Raw genomic sequence first — 16,334 nt, forward strand, 5'->3', positions numbered from 1 at the left:
GATGACCTTTGACAAAAGGTAGTCTACCGACGGAGGCACTCAAAAAGGAACGCGCACAAACATAGAATGACAAAAACGCTATCAAAGCAAAAGTTTAAATAGGTTCTAATCATGATTAGACAAGAAAAAAAATCATAAGCGTCATAATGATCCGTGTCCTATCGTTGACAAGATCAACTTAGTGCACTAACCTAACGACAAAAAAGCTATAAGACGAAAAGTATGGAAAACAACTCGCTGAATAACGTAGCAGTCCATCAGGCTGGCATTGTAAAACGAAAGAAAACACGACCGCGCATCGGTGTATTTGGGGTTGGCTATTTTAAATACTGGGGGCAGTTCGACGGTTTGCTGGACGATATGATGGCAAAACAGGCCGTTTTCATCCAGAAACTCGAAGCCTTGGACGCCGTAGACATTGTCGATTTTGGCATGGTCGATGACGTAACGAAAGCCTACGAGATCGTTCCGAAACTCAATGCGGCCAATCTGGACCTGATTTTCTGCGACATGCTGACGTATGCCACGTCGAGCACGTTCGGCGTCATCATCAAAAGCCTGGATATTCCGATTGTCCTGGTTGCGCTTCAGCCCGATAAGGCGATGGATTACAGCCGCGCATCCACGTACATGCAACTGTACAACGACGATATCTGCTCCCTGCCCGAATTCGCCGGTGTGGCCGTTCGCATGGGCAAGAACGTACCGCACATGATCATTGGTACGTTGCACGACGATTCGGCTGCCGACGCTGAAATCGAGGAATATTGCCGGATTGCGGCTGTGCTGCACGACCTGAAAACCGCCAGAATCGGTCATATTGGGCACCCTATTGAAGCCATGCTCGACATGCACTCCGATTCGACCATGCTGACAGCGCATTTCGGAGCCCACATCGTTCAGTGCGAAGCTCACGAGATTGTCTCCCAATACCAACAGGCTACCGACGACGAAATCAATGTCGTGAAAGAGCGTATTCTGGATTTTTTCGATACGCCCGACCCCGTTTCTGATCCAATTTCCGAGAAACTGCGGGATTCCGACCTACACATCGCCGCCCAGGCAGCAGTTGCCCTCGAGAAGTTTATTAAAGCCAAAAAACTGGACGGCTTAGCCTATTACTACGACGGACCAGACGGCAGCGATACGCGCGTAGTCATGTCGAATCTGATTGTCGGAAATTCGTTGCTCCAGGGGGCGGGCTTTCCGATGTGTGGCGAATCGGACCTCAAAACCTGCCTCGCTATGCTCATCATGGAACGGTTGGGTATCGGCGGAAGCTTCGCGGAATTTCATCCGGTCGACTTTAAGGAAGGTTTCGTACTAGTAGGGCATGACGGTCCTCATAACATCGCTATCGCCGAAGGCCAGCCGGTGTTACGTAGTCTAAAAAAATATCATGGCAAACCGGGTTTCGGGGCGGGTGTCGAATTCAAAATCAAAGAAGGTCCCATTACAATGCTGAGTATCAGCTCGACCTTCGACGGCAAAATGAAATTTGTTATTGCGGAAGGCGAGTCGATTGCGGGCCCCATTCCGCCAACGGGCAACACCAACACACGCGGCTTTTTCAAACCCGATGTCCGCACTTTCCTGAAACGCTGGATCAGTGCAGGACCAACGCATCACTTTGCATTAGGCATAGGCCATCACGCCCAAACGATTCAGAAAATCGCCGATTACCTGAAAATCGAATCTGTCATCATTGCTGAGTAGAACCCCGTAATGCATTAACCCTTAATCCTTTACCCATGGACCAATTTTTATTCCATCGGCTGCGACTCCTGGTGATTGGCAGCATGTTGAGTGTGCTGGCTACCGTAACGATTGTTTTTGCGCAATCGTCCAAAGTGCCAGTAAGCGGTAAGATAACCGCGACGGAAGACGGTGAAGCGCTGGTCGGCGCAACCGTTACCGAAAAAGGAACGACCAACGGTACTACGTCGGATGCCAGCGGAAACTTCAAACTGAACGTAGCGTCCAATGCCACGCTGGTCGTCAGCTTCATTGGCTACTCACCCCAGGAAATGCCGGTCAATAACCGAACCACGCTGAACGTAGCGCTCAAAACCGATCAGCAGCAATTACAGGACGTAGTGGTTGTCGGTTACGGTACGCAGCGCAAAAAAGACCTGACGGGTTCCATTGTCAACCTTACTAGTAAAGATCTGGTGCCGGTCCCTTCGGCAACAAGCGTCGATCAGATGATGCAGGGTAAAGTCGCGGGCGTGCAGATTACCCAAACCTCGGGCGCACCGGGCGGTAATGTCAACGTAGTGATTCGCGGAATTAGCTCCATTACGGGTGGCAATTCGCCCCTCTACGTCGTGGATGGATACGCTATCGGTACGGGCGGGGGTGGTTCTGACCTGAGCACGTTTAGTTCTAATTCGTATTCAGCCAGCGGCATTGCCAGCAGCAGTGGCACCAACCGGATCAACCCGCTTAGCACCATCAATCCGGCTGATATTGAGTCGATTCAGGTGCTGAAAGATGCCTCGGCAACGGCTATTTACGGCTCGCGCGGTTCCAATGGCGTTGTGATTATTACAACGAAGCGCGGCAAATTAGGAAAGCCGACCATCAGCTTCGAGCATTCGACGGGTATTCAGGAACTGGCCAAGAAAATCAAACTCCTGACACCCCGCCAGTACGCCGAGTTTGTGGCCGATGGCCGCGATAATGCCTGGGTCTTTGCGGGGGGGAAAGCCACCGATCCAAACAGTGTTCGCAGTACAGCTACGCAGGTAAAACCCGAATTTCGAAACCTGAATCAGTTTGCCAATGAAGGCTATGGAACCGACTGGCAGGATGTTATTTTTCAGCAGGGAATGGTTCAGAATTACCAGTTATCGACCAGTGGCACCAGCCGCGATGTCGGCTACTACGTTTCGGGTGGTTTCTTCGATCAGAAAGGAATCATCATTGGCTCGAACTTCAAAAAATTCACGCTACGTACCAACATCGACGCGCACCTAACCGAACGGCTAAAACTGGGCGCTTCGTTTTCGGGCGCCCACTCCTACGGTGATTTTGCCCGCGCCGAAGGCCACCTGCAATTTCGGGGACTGATTTCAGCCGCGCTGGCCAGCGACCCGACGATTCCGGTTTACAATCCCGACGGTACACCCTACTCCGAGTTTTCCAGCCCAACGGGCATTCCGGTCGAGAACCCGGTGGTCATTGCGGCTGAATTTTCAGATAAACGGAATAATACCAACGTCTTCACGAATAACTATCTGCAATATGAATTTGCGCCCGGCCTGGTATTCAAAACGTCGGTTGGCGTGAATTACTCGAACAACATTACCCGTCTGTGGAAATCCTCGAAAGTAGGGCTGGCTACCAGCCGAACGGGGGCCGCTACGGCTGGCGTAACCGAAATCAAAAGCCTGAACTGGCTGAACGAGAACACGTTGAATTACCGCCACAAATACGGCGACAAACACGATCTCGATGCCCTGGTCGGTTTCACCGTCCAGAAAAATACCGACGAAATCTTGCAGGCTGGCGGAACGGACTTTCCGACGGACGATGTGCCGTATTTAGCCGCTGGCGCCGTTACGTCGGGTACCAACTACAAAAGTGAGTGGTCGATGATGTCGTGGCTGGCGCGGGTAAATTATACGCTCGCCGGAAAGTGCCTGTTCACGGCAACGGTGCGCGGGGATGGTAGTTCGCGATTTGGCGCGCAAAACCGCTGGGGCACGTTCCCTTCGTTTTCGTTCGCGTATCGGTTGTCGGACGAGTCGTTTATGAAGTCGGCTACGTTTATCAGCGATTTGAAGTTGCGGGCGAGTTACGGCATTTCCGGCAACAACCTCATTCCGAACTACGCCAGTCAGGGCCTGTTGGGCATCCAGCGAAATGTGCAGAATGGGCAAGTGGTCTCGGGGGTTGTGCCAACGAGCCTGGCAAACGACGTACTGACCTGGGAACAATCGGTGCAGACCAACATTGGCCTCGATCTGTCGCTGTTCCAAAACCGCTTATCGTTTGTTATCGATGCCTACCGCGCTCACAAAAAGAACCTGTTGTTGAACGTGATTTTACCAGCCGCATCGGGTTTCAGCAGTTCGGTACAAAACATCGGCGAAGTAGAAAACAAAGGGCTTGAGCTGACCATCAACTCGCAGAACATCGCCAAAGGTCCGTTCCAGTGGAGTACCGATTTTAACATCAGCTGGAACCGGAACAAAGTACTGGCACTCAATTCAGAAACGGCCCGTATTCAAACGTCTGATTTTCAGGTGGCACAGGTAGGTTACCCGATTTCCAGCTTCCGGCTGCTCAATATTCTGGGCGTATTCCAGAGCCAGGAAGAAGTGAACAGCAGCCCGAAACAACACCCACGCGTGCAGCCCGGCGATTATCGCTATCAGGATGCCAACGGCGACGGCACCATTACGGCCGCCGACCGAACCATTGTGGGCAATCCGTGGCCTGATTATACGTGGGGGTTTGGCAACCGGTTTTCCTACAAAAACCTGAGTCTGAACATCAGCGTCAATGGCTCGCAGGGTAACGAAATCTATTTTCAGGGCGGAGAGGTCAATCTGAACGGGGCGGGCGTGCAAAACCAACTCTCGATCATGGCAGACCGTTGGCGGTCGCTGGAGAACCCCGGTGCCGGTCAGTATTCGCGGGCGATCCGGAATGATTATGCATTCGGGTTCAGTTCCGTTACGTCCAAATATCTGTTCGATGGCTCGTTCGTTCGGATTCGGAACGTCAATTTATCGTATGCATTCCCGCAGGCACTGATCAGCAAGCTCAAATTGCAGGCGCTTTCGATTTATGCCGACGCAACGAATCTGTACACCTTTACAAAATATCCCGGCTATGACCCCGAAGGAAGCACCACCGGCGATAACGTAGCCCGGAGCGGTATAGATTTTTTCGCGTATCCTAACCCACGTACCTACACACTCGGCCTTCGTGTAACGCTGTAGCCATTGGTATCCACGGGCCGGGCCGCGTTCGGCTTCAGCCCGTGTTTGGCATAGTATGAGTCACGGGCTGAAGCCCGTGGATACCAATAGCAAATACATAATCAGTCCATATTGTCATGAAAAAGAAACTATTCCTACTCCTGTTTTTCGCGACTACTACGTTCTCCTGTAAGGATTTTCTGGCCCTGGCGCCTGAGTATCAGATCAGCGATCAAACGTTCTATAAAAGTCAAAACGATTTTACGACGGCGCTGACGGGCGTTTACAGTACGTTCCGCGGCTTATTCAGCAGTAGTGCCGGGGTGCCATTTAGCAGCAGTGCTCTTCTATACATGGGTGAACTGACAACGGACAATACCGAAATTCAGTGGTCGTCACCTTCGACGGATGAAATGCAGATGGACCAGAATGCCGTTACGTCGACGAATGCGTTTGTGCAGAGTGCCTGGAATACGTGCCTGTATACCATCTCGCGTAGTAACGCCATCCTGAACCGCATCGACGGAGTAAGTTTCGACCAGGCCGCCAAAGATCAGATCAAAGGGGAAGCGAAGTTCCTACGGGCGTATGCGTATTTCTATCTGGTTCAGATGTTCGGCAACGTACCGATTATCACGCAGACATTCAGCAGTCCGGCTCAGGTGTCGGGCGCGGATCTGGCGCTGAAATCACGGGACGAGGTGTACAAAGTCATTCTGGCCGATTTGACCGAAGCCGAAACGCTGCTGCCCGCTACGCTCAACACCGATAAAACCAGAGCTTCCCGAATAACGGTGAAAGCCTTACTGGGCAAAGTTCACCTGACAATGAAGAACTACGATCTGGCGGCTACGAAACTGAAAGAAGTCATCGACGGCAAATCCTATTCGCTGGTGGCCAATTATCAGACGCTGTTTACAAACGGGAACAACAACCTGGCCGAGTCCATTTTTGAGGTTGAATTTGTGTCGGGACGTAGCATGGGCAATAACTACTCGGCTATTTTCACGCCAGCCATCACGAGCATGGCCATCTTCCCGAGTAATCTTCAGGGTTCGGGCCGCATTACGCCGACGCTGGATTTGCTTAACGCCTACGAAGCCGGGGATGCCCGTAAGGCCGTGTCGGTCAACGACTCCGTTGCCCTGATTGGCGGTAAAAAATCGTACAGCCGTTACGGACTGAAATTCGTGGATTTCAAAGCCATCGATCTGTCGGACGGTAGCATTACGTTCACGACCCTGCGGTATGCCGACGTACTGCTTATGTATGCGGAAGTACTGAACGAACAGGGCAAAGCAGCCGATGCGCTATCTTACATCAACCAGGTACGTCAACGGGCGAAACTTGCCAACTTAACCGGGCTTACGCAGGCTGCGCTACGGCTAGCCATTGAAAAAGAGCGCCGGGTCGAGTTGCTCTACGAAGGTCAGCGGTGGTTCGATCTGGTACGTACCGGTCGCGTGCAGGCGGTTATGAATGCACACTACGCCAGCCTGAAACTCACCTTCAAAGTCGATGATTTTGAGTTAATTTTCCCCATTCCCCAGAACGAAGTCGACCTAAATCCGACGCTGGTAAAGCAAAATCCGGGGTATTGATGGTATTAGACACTGGCTTTGTGAGGTCAGGTTCTTAAACCTGACCAGAGCGGCTTCTTAAAACTATATGTATCTATTCCGGCTTAGACGGTTTTGAGAAACCGCCCTAAGTCGGGTTTAAGAACCCGACTTCACGATAGTTGATACAACAATAGCACACTTTCCAACTCATGCGTACTCAACTCTTAACCCTACTCTGCGTACTTAGTCTAGCCATTTTTAGCTTTACGTACTCGGACTTATCTAGCACCGATACGCCTAATCTGGATAATTCGACACTACGTGGCAAACCGTTCAACAACGTTACGCTGGAGATGTCGCTTAAGCCGTTTAAGAAGAATGATAAAGTGTACATTCAGCAGGTAGCGACTGAGCTGTTTACGCAATGGTCGTCGCTGTTACGGCATACCGATACGGTGTCGGTGATGCTCTGGACATCCGATGGCTCGGAAATTCTGGATTATAAAGGCGAAATGAGCCAACCGCTCGAATGGGCCAGGTACATGGGCAATCCAAATACCGACCACGAAGTCGGTTCGGGGCCGAAAGAATTGTCGCTGCACGAACGCGCCTATCTGTACATGGACAATCCGCCCACGTTCTCGTACGGCGATCTAAAAGCGATCATTCAGGCGTTGAAAGAAGCGGGTAAGCGCATTACCGGGAAGCCCATCCGCATCGGTGCTACGTTCGATCCGGGACCGGAGTTTGCCAAGTCGGAGTTCAAGTACAAAAAACATCCGGAAATTCTCGGGGGTAATGCCATGGGACACAAGTCGTTTGTGAGTTGCTATTCAACGATCAATGTCGACAATCAGGCGTATGCGGGCTTCCCGAAAGGCATACCAGCCAACACACCCTTCGGCACTTTTTTCGGACGACAGAGCCAGCATTTTCTGACCGATTTGGGGTACGATTTCATCTGGTTCAGCAATGGGTTTGGGTTTGGCGTGGAAGGCTGGTCATCGACCGGGGCTATTTTTAATGGGAAAGCGTTTGCCCCTGAAAAACTAGCGAATACCCGGGCGTTGATTGCGAACTTCTGGAATCTGTTCCGAAAAGAATGTCCTGGCTTCCAGATTCAAACGCGGGGAACCAACCTATCGACAGGAGCCGATTTAGCACGCGACGGCGTGGATTTAAAGCAGATTTATAGTGGCAAATACAACATGCTCCCTCCGCCCAACTCACCCTGGGCGGCTTTGGACGGCGATTTTGGTCTGGAGCTGGTGGGGTATATGTCGCGGATGGCGGAATTGCCCGACGAACGCTATTTGTTTCGCTACTACACGCACGATCCGTGGTGGGTGAACAGCCCCTGGCTGGACCGTTACGGTCAGGAGCCGCATGATATTTACCTGCCAATGGCCGTAGCCCGTATCAACGCCAAAGGTGAAATCCGGCTCCCAACCCATCTGAATTTCCTGACAGCGGACAATACATACGGCGAAATGCCTGCGCAGGTACCAGACGAAGTAACGCCCCATATTCTGAAAGCCCGCTACGATTCGCCAACCGCACCGGGACCGCTGGTTTGGGTCTATCCGTTCGATGAATATCACAACTGGGCCTACAAGCAACCCGACCGTCTCCCCGAAATCTATTACGGTGACTGGCTTATCCGTCAGGCCATCAACAACGGCTTTCCGCTGAACACCATTACGTCAACCGGTTCGCTTCTGAAAGTTTTGGCAAGCAAACCGACTTATTTCAAAGAATCGATTCTGGTCAGTATCGTGCCAGAAGCAAATTCTCCGCTCGAAAAAACGCTGATTGATTTTGTACAGAATGGTGGTAAGCTTCTCGTTTACGGTCCTGCCGATCATACCAGCGCTACATTCCAGAATCTGCTGAATCTTCAGAATACATCGGCCATTGACGGTGACTTTCAGGTAAGTTCAACCATACTATTTGACGAGCTGACGAAAAAATATCCCGACAAGATCATTCATAATGCCTTGTTTTCGGGAGGTGGTATTGCTACGCAGGTGAAGAACAAAGCGGATGTCGGCACGAACGTACTGGCGAAAATGACGCAGGCCGGAAACAGCCGCGACGTCGTGTGGGTACGCGAGAAACCAGAGTGGAAAGGCGGTAAAGTGGCTTACGTACGCGGCACCAATTCGAGCAAGTTTACGGGTGGAAAACTCCTGACACCCGATGATCCTGAGCAACTCTTTACGGGGCCGTTACTGATGCGCTACGTATTGAAGGAATTTGGTCTTGATTACCGGATCGACAAGCGAAATCCGTCGGTGAAAAATCCGGTATTGACCATTTCCAGAGGCAGCAATGGCTTTTTCTTTTCGGGGTATTGCCCCAACACGACCATTACGCATCGGTTCAAATTACCACAGGGTACCCCTATTTTAACGGGTTACGAAACGGAATTAGCGAATGGTTATTCCGTGTATACTATGCCCAAAGCCTGGCACCGGGAGAGCCGTTTTTTCATCGATCAGGCCGACGGTATTGTTTCCTGTCAGGAAATGACGTCGGGCGTAGCGCGAATGAAACGATGCGTCCGACTGACGGGATTGAAGAACGCGACGGTACGTATCTATCCCGATGATAACGTAACGGAGCAGGGACTACACGTATATACGAACGCGGGTTATCCGTGGAAAAAAGGCGCAACGGCCTTCAAACCCGGCGATCAGAAATACGGCAAACATTACGTCGTGGAAAACGTAACGGGTGATTTAGTAGCCTTCTGGTAAAGGTTTCTTACCCAAATCTTCAACAACCTGTTTTTTATGAAACAGACTCCTTACGTACTTCTTCTTTGGCTACTGAGCGGGTTTCATAAGCCCCTAAGTTTGGCGAGCCACCCACCGATTCTACAGCAACAGACACAGCAGTTGGTGGCTGATGATCCCGTTCGGATTCGCGATGTAGTTTACGGACGCAAGTTCGGTACGGCGCTGACCATGGACGTATTGAAACCCGCCAGACCAAACGGTATTGGGGTGGTTTACATGATGAGTGGTGGCTGGCATTCTGATTTCAGTATGATCGAAAAGCGGCTGAAACACTTCCACTATTTTACGGATCGAGGCCAGACGGTTTTCCTAATTCTGCATAGTTCAGCACCCCGCTACCAGGTGGCTGAAATCGTGCAGGACATTCACCGGGCGGTGCGTTTTATCCGATACCACGCAGCCGACTATGGCGTCGACCCGAATCGGTTGGGCATATCGGGCATGAGTTCGGGCGGGCATCTGTCCATTTCCATCGGTACGGGGGTCGGGCGCCCGGTCCCTCCCGATACGTTACAAGCGAGTGTTCCAATTGATCCGGTCGATAAAGTGTCCAGTCGAGTTCAGGCCGTAGCCTGCTTTTTTCCGCCTGCCGATCTGGTCAATTATGGAAACCCGGGGCGGTTATTTGTCGAGTGCGACACGGTACGTCGCTACTGGCCACAGTTTGGCGTTGATGGCAAAACGAGAGCCGAAAAACTGAAGCTAATGCAGGCTCTATCGCCGATCAACGCCGTTTCGAAAGACACTCCTCCGACGTTGTTATTGCATGGCACTGTTGACCCAATTGTACCGCTTGAACAATCGGAGCGATTCATTGCTAAATTGAAGGAAACCGGCGTACCGGCTCAACTGATTATCCATCAGGGCGGGGCTCACGGCTGGGACGAAACCTGGGAATCGGATCTGGGTGTGCTGGCCGATTGGTTTGAGAAATATCTTGTCGTCAAACGCGAATGATCTTCGGTACCACGGGCTTCAGCCTGTATTTTGTAGCTTCTCGGACTAATACGGGCTGAAGCCCGTGGTACCGTCATTTAAGCCACAGTAATTATGAAATATGCGTTACTCGTTTTTTTACTGAGCCTGTCGTTGCCCAGCGCAGCCCAACAAGCGGATTCCGCTACGTATCTGGCTCCTGTTACAAAAGAACTGACTACCGTCTGGCCCAAAAATCGAACGATCAATCTGGTGTTTCATGGGCACTCCGTACCGGCGGGTTTCTGGCATGACCATGAAGTGCATACACTGGAATCGTACCCAAATCTGGTGCTGGCAGCGCTTAAAAAGCAGTATCCGTATGCCGTGATCAATGTGATCGTGACGGCCATTGGCGGGGAAAATGCGATAAAAGGCCAAACCCGGCTTGAGCAGGACGTACTGATTCACAAACCGGACGTACTGTTTATCGACTACGCCCTGAACGACCGGTTTTCAGAGCTTGGTAAGGTGAAAGACGCCTGGTCAAAAATGATTCGGTCAGCCCTGGACCGGAACGTACCCGTTATTCTGCTAACACCTTCACCCGACCAGCGATTAAACATTCTGGATGCTGCCAATCCACTGGAACCGCACGTACGACAGATTCATCAACTGGCCGAGCAATACCACATTGGCTTAGCCGATCCGTACACAAAATTTAAGGAGGTAGCCAGCCGGGGCAAGTTGACTGAATACATGTCGCACGTGAATCACCCAAATAAAGCGGGCCACGAAATAATTGCGAATGAACTGGTAAAGTGGTTCAGGAAGTAACCGGTTTGGGCGGGCGATGGTCGTGTTCGGGATTGGCGATCACCGCAAATTTGTATTTATCGCCGTGATAGTACGATTGCTCAATTTCAACGACTTTATCGCCCGTACAAACGACGGCGCTATCCAGCACAAAGACGGGCGTTGGTTTACTGAGCTCAAAATTCGTGGTGTTAGGCTCCAGAATTTTCACGCCCAACGTCTGCTGCACCTCGTTGATTTTTAAGTGATAACTGTTTTCGTAGACTTTAAAATACGAGACCTCCGTCGGTATTTTATTGATCTTCGGGCACAGCGTCAATGAGATATACTTCACTTCGTCTTTGATGAGCAGTTCGTCGGCGTACCGGAGTTGGTGAAGTTTCAGAACAGGTCCTTCAATGATAAAATGTCGATTGTTGATTTCTGACGAGATCCCATCAGGCAGGATTGTCTTTTCCAGAACGATGTTCCTGGGCGTAAACCCTTCGGCAATCAGGCTGTCGTGAAAACCGCGTCGGGTAGCGTAAATTGACCCGAGCGTACGTAACAGATGGTGGTCTTCGGTGCGATTCAGTACGTAAGTTCCCTTGCCTTTAATGCGCCGGGCCCAGCCTTTGGATTCAATTTCGAGGAGGGTTTTACGGGCTGTGGTATTGCTTATTTTGAACGTTTTAATCAACTCATTTTCAGACGGAATCTGATCGCCGGGCTGTAGTTCGCCCGTTTTTATTTTTTCAATAATGCTCTCACTGAGCGCAATGAATTTCGCCTTACCCGTAGTTAACTGAGCTGTTGCCCGTTTCTTTTCCATCCAGTTCAATAAACCCGCCCGATGTTTGGGCCGTTACGCGTATGTGGCCCATTGACAAGGTTTGTAAATATACAGGTTCCTGTTCAGGATTAGACGTTGTTGCTAAAAGCTTGCCGGGCTCCCAGGCGGTTCACCATCCCTAATGGCTTATCCTGAAACGCTTTCCAGTCGGCTTCAAGTTGCGCGGTCAACGTATCCAACGCCAACCTGTACTCGGGAGACACCGTAACGTTTTTCACGTCGTCAAGATAGGCCAGCAAGTTATAACACATCGTAAACTGTCCGGTTGCAATGATCTTGTCGCGCATGTCACGTTTTACCTGAATCGGGTCGAACCAGAGCGTCGTAGCCATAGTTCGCGCTTCTTCAGCCACGGCCATCAGGGCAGCAGATGGTTCAGGATTTGGTCTCCACTTTTTGTTACGGGCTTCCGTAACCGGGTAGTATTTCGTGCTTAATTCGTAGATCAACACCGTAACCCGGCGATTCTGGTAGGCTTTATTCGCATAGAACTGCTGGTAAATCAACCGACGTATCTGTTTCATGAATACGTCACCAGCCAGTAAAACGACCGAACTGAGCCGGGCGGCAATCATCTGCCACAACGTGCCAAACGGAATCCGGAAAAAGTAACCGCCATACTCCTGTAGGATCTGCCCCCACGTGCTGCTGCCACCCGCTGCGCGCAACCAATACCACAGACCCAGCAATCCTCCGCCGAGCAACAGCCCCATCGTCAGGCCAAAGGTTACCAGGGCAATCCGCCACTCTGGTCCGGCATACAGCGTTCCAGTCAGTACGGGTAATCCAATCAATAGAACAGCCGCCCAGAACGTCAGCTTGAGTACGGATAACTGCCGCCATCCCTGGGTATCGATAGCGGGTGGCTCGTAGTCGTCGATGTAGGGACTGGATACGTCGCAGGCAATCAACGTATCGAACCCTTTTCCGATGGTTTTTGCCCGGCTATCGCCCAGCATGAGCCCCTGAATTCCCTGGTTATCGTCAATCCCACCATCCATCAACCCGAACTCAACAGGCTTTTTACAGGGAGGAACAGGCGGTCTTTCGGCCTGGGACGCTGCCGGTGGATCATCTGTTTCTTCGGCCTTGAGTGTTAACTCTACTTCCGATAAAGTGGGCGGTAATGAGTCAAAGTGGGTCGCCAGCCGCGCCGTTTGCTCAGCAGCATCCCGGCAGAACATAGCCTGCTGAAGTTCGTCGGTTGTCAGGCCCGCTTCAGCGCCTGATTCCCCGTAGGCAAAATCACCCGGAAACATAAGTGGCTCAAAACCGGATGGAAAACAGGACGAAGCCGCCATCATATCTGCCAATCGAAGTTTCCGAATCGTAGTCAGCGCATCTCGCCGAAAGTGCAGATCGAAATTACCAACGAACCCTTTCCGAAGTCGGCCATCGACGTTCTGAAAGCGAAACGAAAGACCATTTTTAAACTCCGTCGAATTAACGCAGATCTGACGCAGATGAGGCAGTAACGTATCCGGCTGGGGCTGGCAGAGCGGATCGAACGTAGTAGTACCCAGCCGCTGACTGTCGGTTAAGGCCAGGGCGTAGGCATTGATCAGATTTCGTTGTTTGGTGGGCGTATTTTTCCAGGCATCAGGATCCTCAAGAATACGCATTGCGTCGTTCAGCAGCCTTTCGCCATCCATGAGTTCCCTGAGTTGACGATACGTATCGGCAAAGGTTTTAGACTGATACAGATTTTCGGCGTACAGCAAACTAACGAAGGAACCTCCCGAGGTGGTCGACATAAACGTAACGGATTCGCGGAGCGATCGTCCATGTCCCGTTGAATCGGTAAGTAAACAATGATCGAGGTAAGACAGGCACCCCAGCCCGAAAGCTGAGGCCCGAAAACCGCCACCCGAAATAGCCAGACCAATCTGACGTAACGGTTCAATCGAGGGCGGATTGGGTTGACTAGCGGATGTCATTAGAAGCGAGGGAAGAGGAAGTTGGCCTACAACGCTACGTTTTTTCAGAGCATAAAAAAAGCCGCCCTGACCAGACGGCACTAAGAATTTAGTAAAAGGTATCAGCAAGGTTTTTTGCGTAACTACTTAGTAGTGATAGCGACACTGAATAACATGCAAGCGATTGTCTTCAACCCGATAGACAAGGCGATGTTCATCGGTAATTCGGCGTGACCAGAAACCTGACAAGTTTTCTTTCAACGGTTCTGGTTTTCCTTTTCCATCGAACGGCGTCCGAAGTGATTCTTTTATAAGTTCATTGATCCGTCGAAGAACGGCTTTGTCGGTTTTCTGCCAGTATAAATAATCTTCCCAGGCATCTTTATCCCACGATAAGTCCATGCTTATTCGTCCAATAACGTATGACTTTCGTATTCGCCCCGATTGGCTCGTTCCACAGCTTCCGTTAATCGATTGCGGTTCTTCTCCGAACTCAATAAATGGAGCGTTTCTTTGAGCGAGTTGTATTCCCGTAGTGAAATCACGACTACGTTTTTGTTTTCACTACGATTAATAATAACAGTATCACCATCGTCGCTAACCTGATCAAGTTTAGCTTTCATTGACCGCCGAAACTCTGTGTAGTTGAGGACCTGCATAAGTAAAATCTATTTACGTACAAATATACGTACTTAATGGTGCAAATTTACTGATACCCCCTTGCCTGTAATCCAAATAACTCAGCGTAACGGCCGTCTTTCTCCAGCAGTTCATAATGCGAACCGATTTCCAACAGCGTACCATTTTCCAGTACCAGAATCCGGTCGGCCATACGTACCGTACTAAACCGGTGTGAAATAATGACCGACGATTTACCTTCGGTTAGTTTGCCGAATCGCTGGAAAACTTCGTACTCAGCACGAGCATCGAGCGCAGCGGTTGGTTCGTCCAGAATAATTAGCTGGGCGTCGCGCATATAAGCCCGTCCCAGTGCGACTTTCTGCCACTCGCCCCCCGATAGTTCAACGCCTTTCCCAAACGAACGACCCAGTTGCTGATCGTACCCTCCGGCGAGTTTGGCAATCACCGTATCGGCCAGACTCCGCTGCGCCGACGTTTCGATACGGGGTTGATTGGTACGTTCGTCAATGTCGCCCACTGCGATGTTAATCCCCGCCGACATTTTAAAGCGGGTGTAATCCTGAAAAATGACGCCGATGTTCCGTCGAAGCTCCATCAGATCATATTCGCGCAAATCGTAGCCATCGAGCAGAATGCGTCCCTCAGCCGGATCGTAAAGTCGGGCCAATAGTTTGACGAGTGTGGTCTTCCCCGCGCCATTTTCACCGACCAGCGCCAGTTTTTCGCCCGCCTGAAGTGTGAACGACAGATTACGCAGCGCCCAGCGGTCGGAGTTGGTATATTTGAAGCCAACATTCTCGAATACAAACCCCTCCCGAATTGGGTTGGGAAACGGACGTACCGTTTTGGGGGAATGAATCAGCGGTTCGATGGCGAAATAATCGAAGAGGTCCTGTAAATAGATAGCCTCCTGCGTCAGGCTGCTGAACTGAAGCAGAATCCCTTCCAGCGATCCGCGCACCTGACGGAACGAACCCGCCAGAAACGTTAGATCACCCAGCGAAATCTGCCCACTGACCGCCCGCATCACAATCCAGACATAAGCACCATAATAGCCTGCTGTACCAAGGCCTGTGAGCAGCGTTCCCCAACCAGCCCGGCTAATAGCCAGCGACCGATTTTTCAAATAATATTCCCACGACAACGACCGGAACCGATCGATCAGAAAGTTCGACAAACCGAAAATTTTGACCTCCTTGGCCGTTTCGTCGCTGGCACCTACGTAGCGTAGATAATCAAGTTCGCGTCGTTCGGGTGTCCAGGAGCGCGAGAGTGAGTAACTCCGTTGATTGAAATAATTATCGCCGATAAACGAGGGCGTAACGGCCACCAGAATCAGTAGCAATAGCCAGGGATTATAAACCGCCAGACCAGCTGCCAGAAAGCCGATCGAAATCAGTTCCTGCACCTGCCCAAACACCCCGGAAAGCAGCACCGTTCGACCCGATGTCTGTCGTCGGGCGCGTTCGAGTTTATCGTAAAACGTAGCGTCTTCAAACTGTTCCAGATCCAGCGTTGCCGCGTGTTCCATGAGCCGTATGGATATCCGATTGGCGAATAAATCACCCAGTAAACTATCCATCAGCGACACCGCCCGACCTAACGACGTAGAGAGAATTGCCAATCCAAACTCGGCGGCAACGAGCCACCAGAGATAATTCGTATCGTGACCAGTATCTGTATGTTTGGTGAGCGCAACGACCTGATCAATAATGAGTTTGCCAACGTAGAGCGTAGCCGCCGGAATAGCCGCCCGAATCAGGCGCAGGGCTGCATTGCCGAGAAATAAGCCCGGCGAAACTTCCCAGACCAATTTAAAAAATGCGGGTAAATTACCCAGTGCCGCGAAGCGTTCGCGCCAGCTTACCTGTTCCTTTGCATCAGTAGAGTTAGCAGATGATTTTTCCTTTTTTGCCATA

General features: G+C 51.1%; 11 protein-coding genes. 6 read left to right on the forward strand and 5 right to left on the reverse strand.

Annotation, left to right across the window (positions count from 1 at the left end; genetic code table 11):
- Positions 1–222 precede the first annotated feature (222 nt).
- The 6 genes from IC230_RS32525 to IC230_RS32550 all read left to right on the forward strand — a co-directional run bounded on the left by IC230_RS32525 (position 223) and on the right by IC230_RS32550 (position 11,046).
- Positions 223–1,716, forward strand: coding sequence for an L-fucose/L-arabinose isomerase family protein (locus IC230_RS32525; protein ID WP_191043266.1), 1,494 nt, complete (start codon positions 223–225; stop codon positions 1,714–1,716).
- 35 nt (positions 1,717–1,751) lie between these two features.
- On the forward strand, positions 1,752–4,952 hold the full coding sequence (locus IC230_RS32530) for a SusC/RagA family TonB-linked outer membrane protein (protein WP_191043267.1): 3,201 nt from the start codon (positions 1,752–1,754) through the stop codon (positions 4,950–4,952).
- 116 nt (positions 4,953–5,068) lie between these two features.
- Complete coding sequence (locus IC230_RS32535; protein ID WP_191043268.1) at positions 5,069–6,532, forward strand: RagB/SusD family nutrient uptake outer membrane protein; 1,464 nt, start codon at positions 5,069–5,071, stop codon at positions 6,530–6,532.
- A gap of 170 nt (positions 6,533–6,702) precedes the next feature.
- Positions 6,703–9,252: a hypothetical protein gene (locus IC230_RS32540; RefSeq protein WP_191043269.1), complete on the forward strand. Its 2,550-nt coding sequence runs from the start codon at positions 6,703–6,705 to the stop codon at positions 9,250–9,252.
- 36 nt (positions 9,253–9,288) lie between these two features.
- Positions 9,289–10,251, forward strand: coding sequence for an alpha/beta hydrolase (locus tag IC230_RS32545; RefSeq protein WP_191043270.1), 963 nt, complete (start codon positions 9,289–9,291; stop codon positions 10,249–10,251).
- 93 nt (positions 10,252–10,344) lie between these two features.
- On the forward strand, positions 10,345–11,046 hold the full coding sequence (locus IC230_RS32550) for an SGNH/GDSL hydrolase family protein (RefSeq protein WP_191043271.1): 702 nt from the start codon (positions 10,345–10,347) through the stop codon (positions 11,044–11,046).
- Here IC230_RS32550 and IC230_RS32555 read toward each other — a convergent pair.
- The 5 genes from IC230_RS32555 to IC230_RS32575 form a co-directional block, all read right to left on the reverse strand.
- Positions 11,036–11,836: a GntR family transcriptional regulator gene (locus IC230_RS32555; protein WP_191043272.1), complete on the reverse strand. Its 801-nt coding sequence runs from the start codon at positions 11,834–11,836 to the stop codon at positions 11,036–11,038. The two genes, IC230_RS32550 and IC230_RS32555, sit on opposite strands and share 11 nt — an antisense overlap.
- 89 nt (positions 11,837–11,925) lie before the next feature.
- Positions 11,926–13,794 (reverse strand): patatin-like phospholipase family protein, encoded by a 1,869-nt coding sequence (locus IC230_RS32560; RefSeq protein ID WP_191043273.1) that lies wholly within the window; start codon positions 13,792–13,794, stop codon positions 11,926–11,928.
- Between the two features lie 126 nt (positions 13,795–13,920).
- The gene (locus IC230_RS32565) at positions 13,921–14,175 is read right to left on the reverse strand and encodes a Txe/YoeB family addiction module toxin (RefSeq protein WP_191043274.1); all 255 of its coding nucleotides are present in this window, start codon (positions 14,173–14,175) and stop codon (positions 13,921–13,923) included.
- A 2-nt stretch (positions 14,176–14,177) separates the two neighbouring features.
- Complete coding sequence (locus tag IC230_RS32570; protein WP_191043275.1) at positions 14,178–14,432, reverse strand: type II toxin-antitoxin system Phd/YefM family antitoxin; 255 nt, start codon at positions 14,430–14,432, stop codon at positions 14,178–14,180.
- 47 nt (positions 14,433–14,479) lie between these two features.
- On the reverse strand, positions 14,480–16,333 hold the full coding sequence (locus IC230_RS32575) for an ABC transporter ATP-binding protein (protein WP_191043276.1): 1,854 nt from the start codon (positions 16,331–16,333) through the stop codon (positions 14,480–14,482).
- Position 16,334 lies beyond the last annotated feature (1 nt).

Source organism: Spirosoma validum, from assembly GCF_014699035.1.
GTDB lineage: Bacteria > Bacteroidota > Bacteroidia > Cytophagales > Spirosomataceae > Spirosoma > Spirosoma validum.

Coding starts and splice junctions, on each gene's coding strand:
- IC230_RS32525 (WP_191043266.1), top strand. CDS start 223: ATGGAAAACAACTCGCTGAATAACGTAGCAGTCCATCAGGCTGGCATT.
- IC230_RS32530 (WP_191043267.1), top strand. CDS start 1,752: ATGGACCAATTTTTATTCCATCGGCTGCGACTCCTGGTGATTGGCAGC.
- IC230_RS32535 (WP_191043268.1), top strand. CDS start 5,069: ATGAAAAAGAAACTATTCCTACTCCTGTTTTTCGCGACTACTACGTTC.
- IC230_RS32540 (WP_191043269.1), top strand. CDS start 6,703: ATGCGTACTCAACTCTTAACCCTACTCTGCGTACTTAGTCTAGCCATT.
- IC230_RS32545 (WP_191043270.1), top strand. CDS start 9,289: ATGAAACAGACTCCTTACGTACTTCTTCTTTGGCTACTGAGCGGGTTT.
- IC230_RS32550 (WP_191043271.1), top strand. CDS start 10,345: ATGAAATATGCGTTACTCGTTTTTTTACTGAGCCTGTCGTTGCCCAGC.
- IC230_RS32555 (WP_191043272.1), bottom strand. CDS start 11,836: ATGGAAAAGAAACGGGCAACAGCTCAGTTAACTACGGGTAAGGCGAAA.
- IC230_RS32560 (WP_191043273.1), bottom strand. CDS start 13,794: ATGACATCCGCTAGTCAACCCAATCCGCCCTCGATTGAACCGTTACGT.
- IC230_RS32565 (WP_191043274.1), bottom strand. CDS start 14,175: ATGGACTTATCGTGGGATAAAGATGCCTGGGAAGATTATTTATACTGG.
- IC230_RS32570 (WP_191043275.1), bottom strand. CDS start 14,432: ATGCAGGTCCTCAACTACACAGAGTTTCGGCGGTCAATGAAAGCTAAA.
- IC230_RS32575 (WP_191043276.1), bottom strand. CDS start 16,333: ATGGCAAAAAAGGAAAAATCATCTGCTAACTCTACTGATGCAAAGGAA.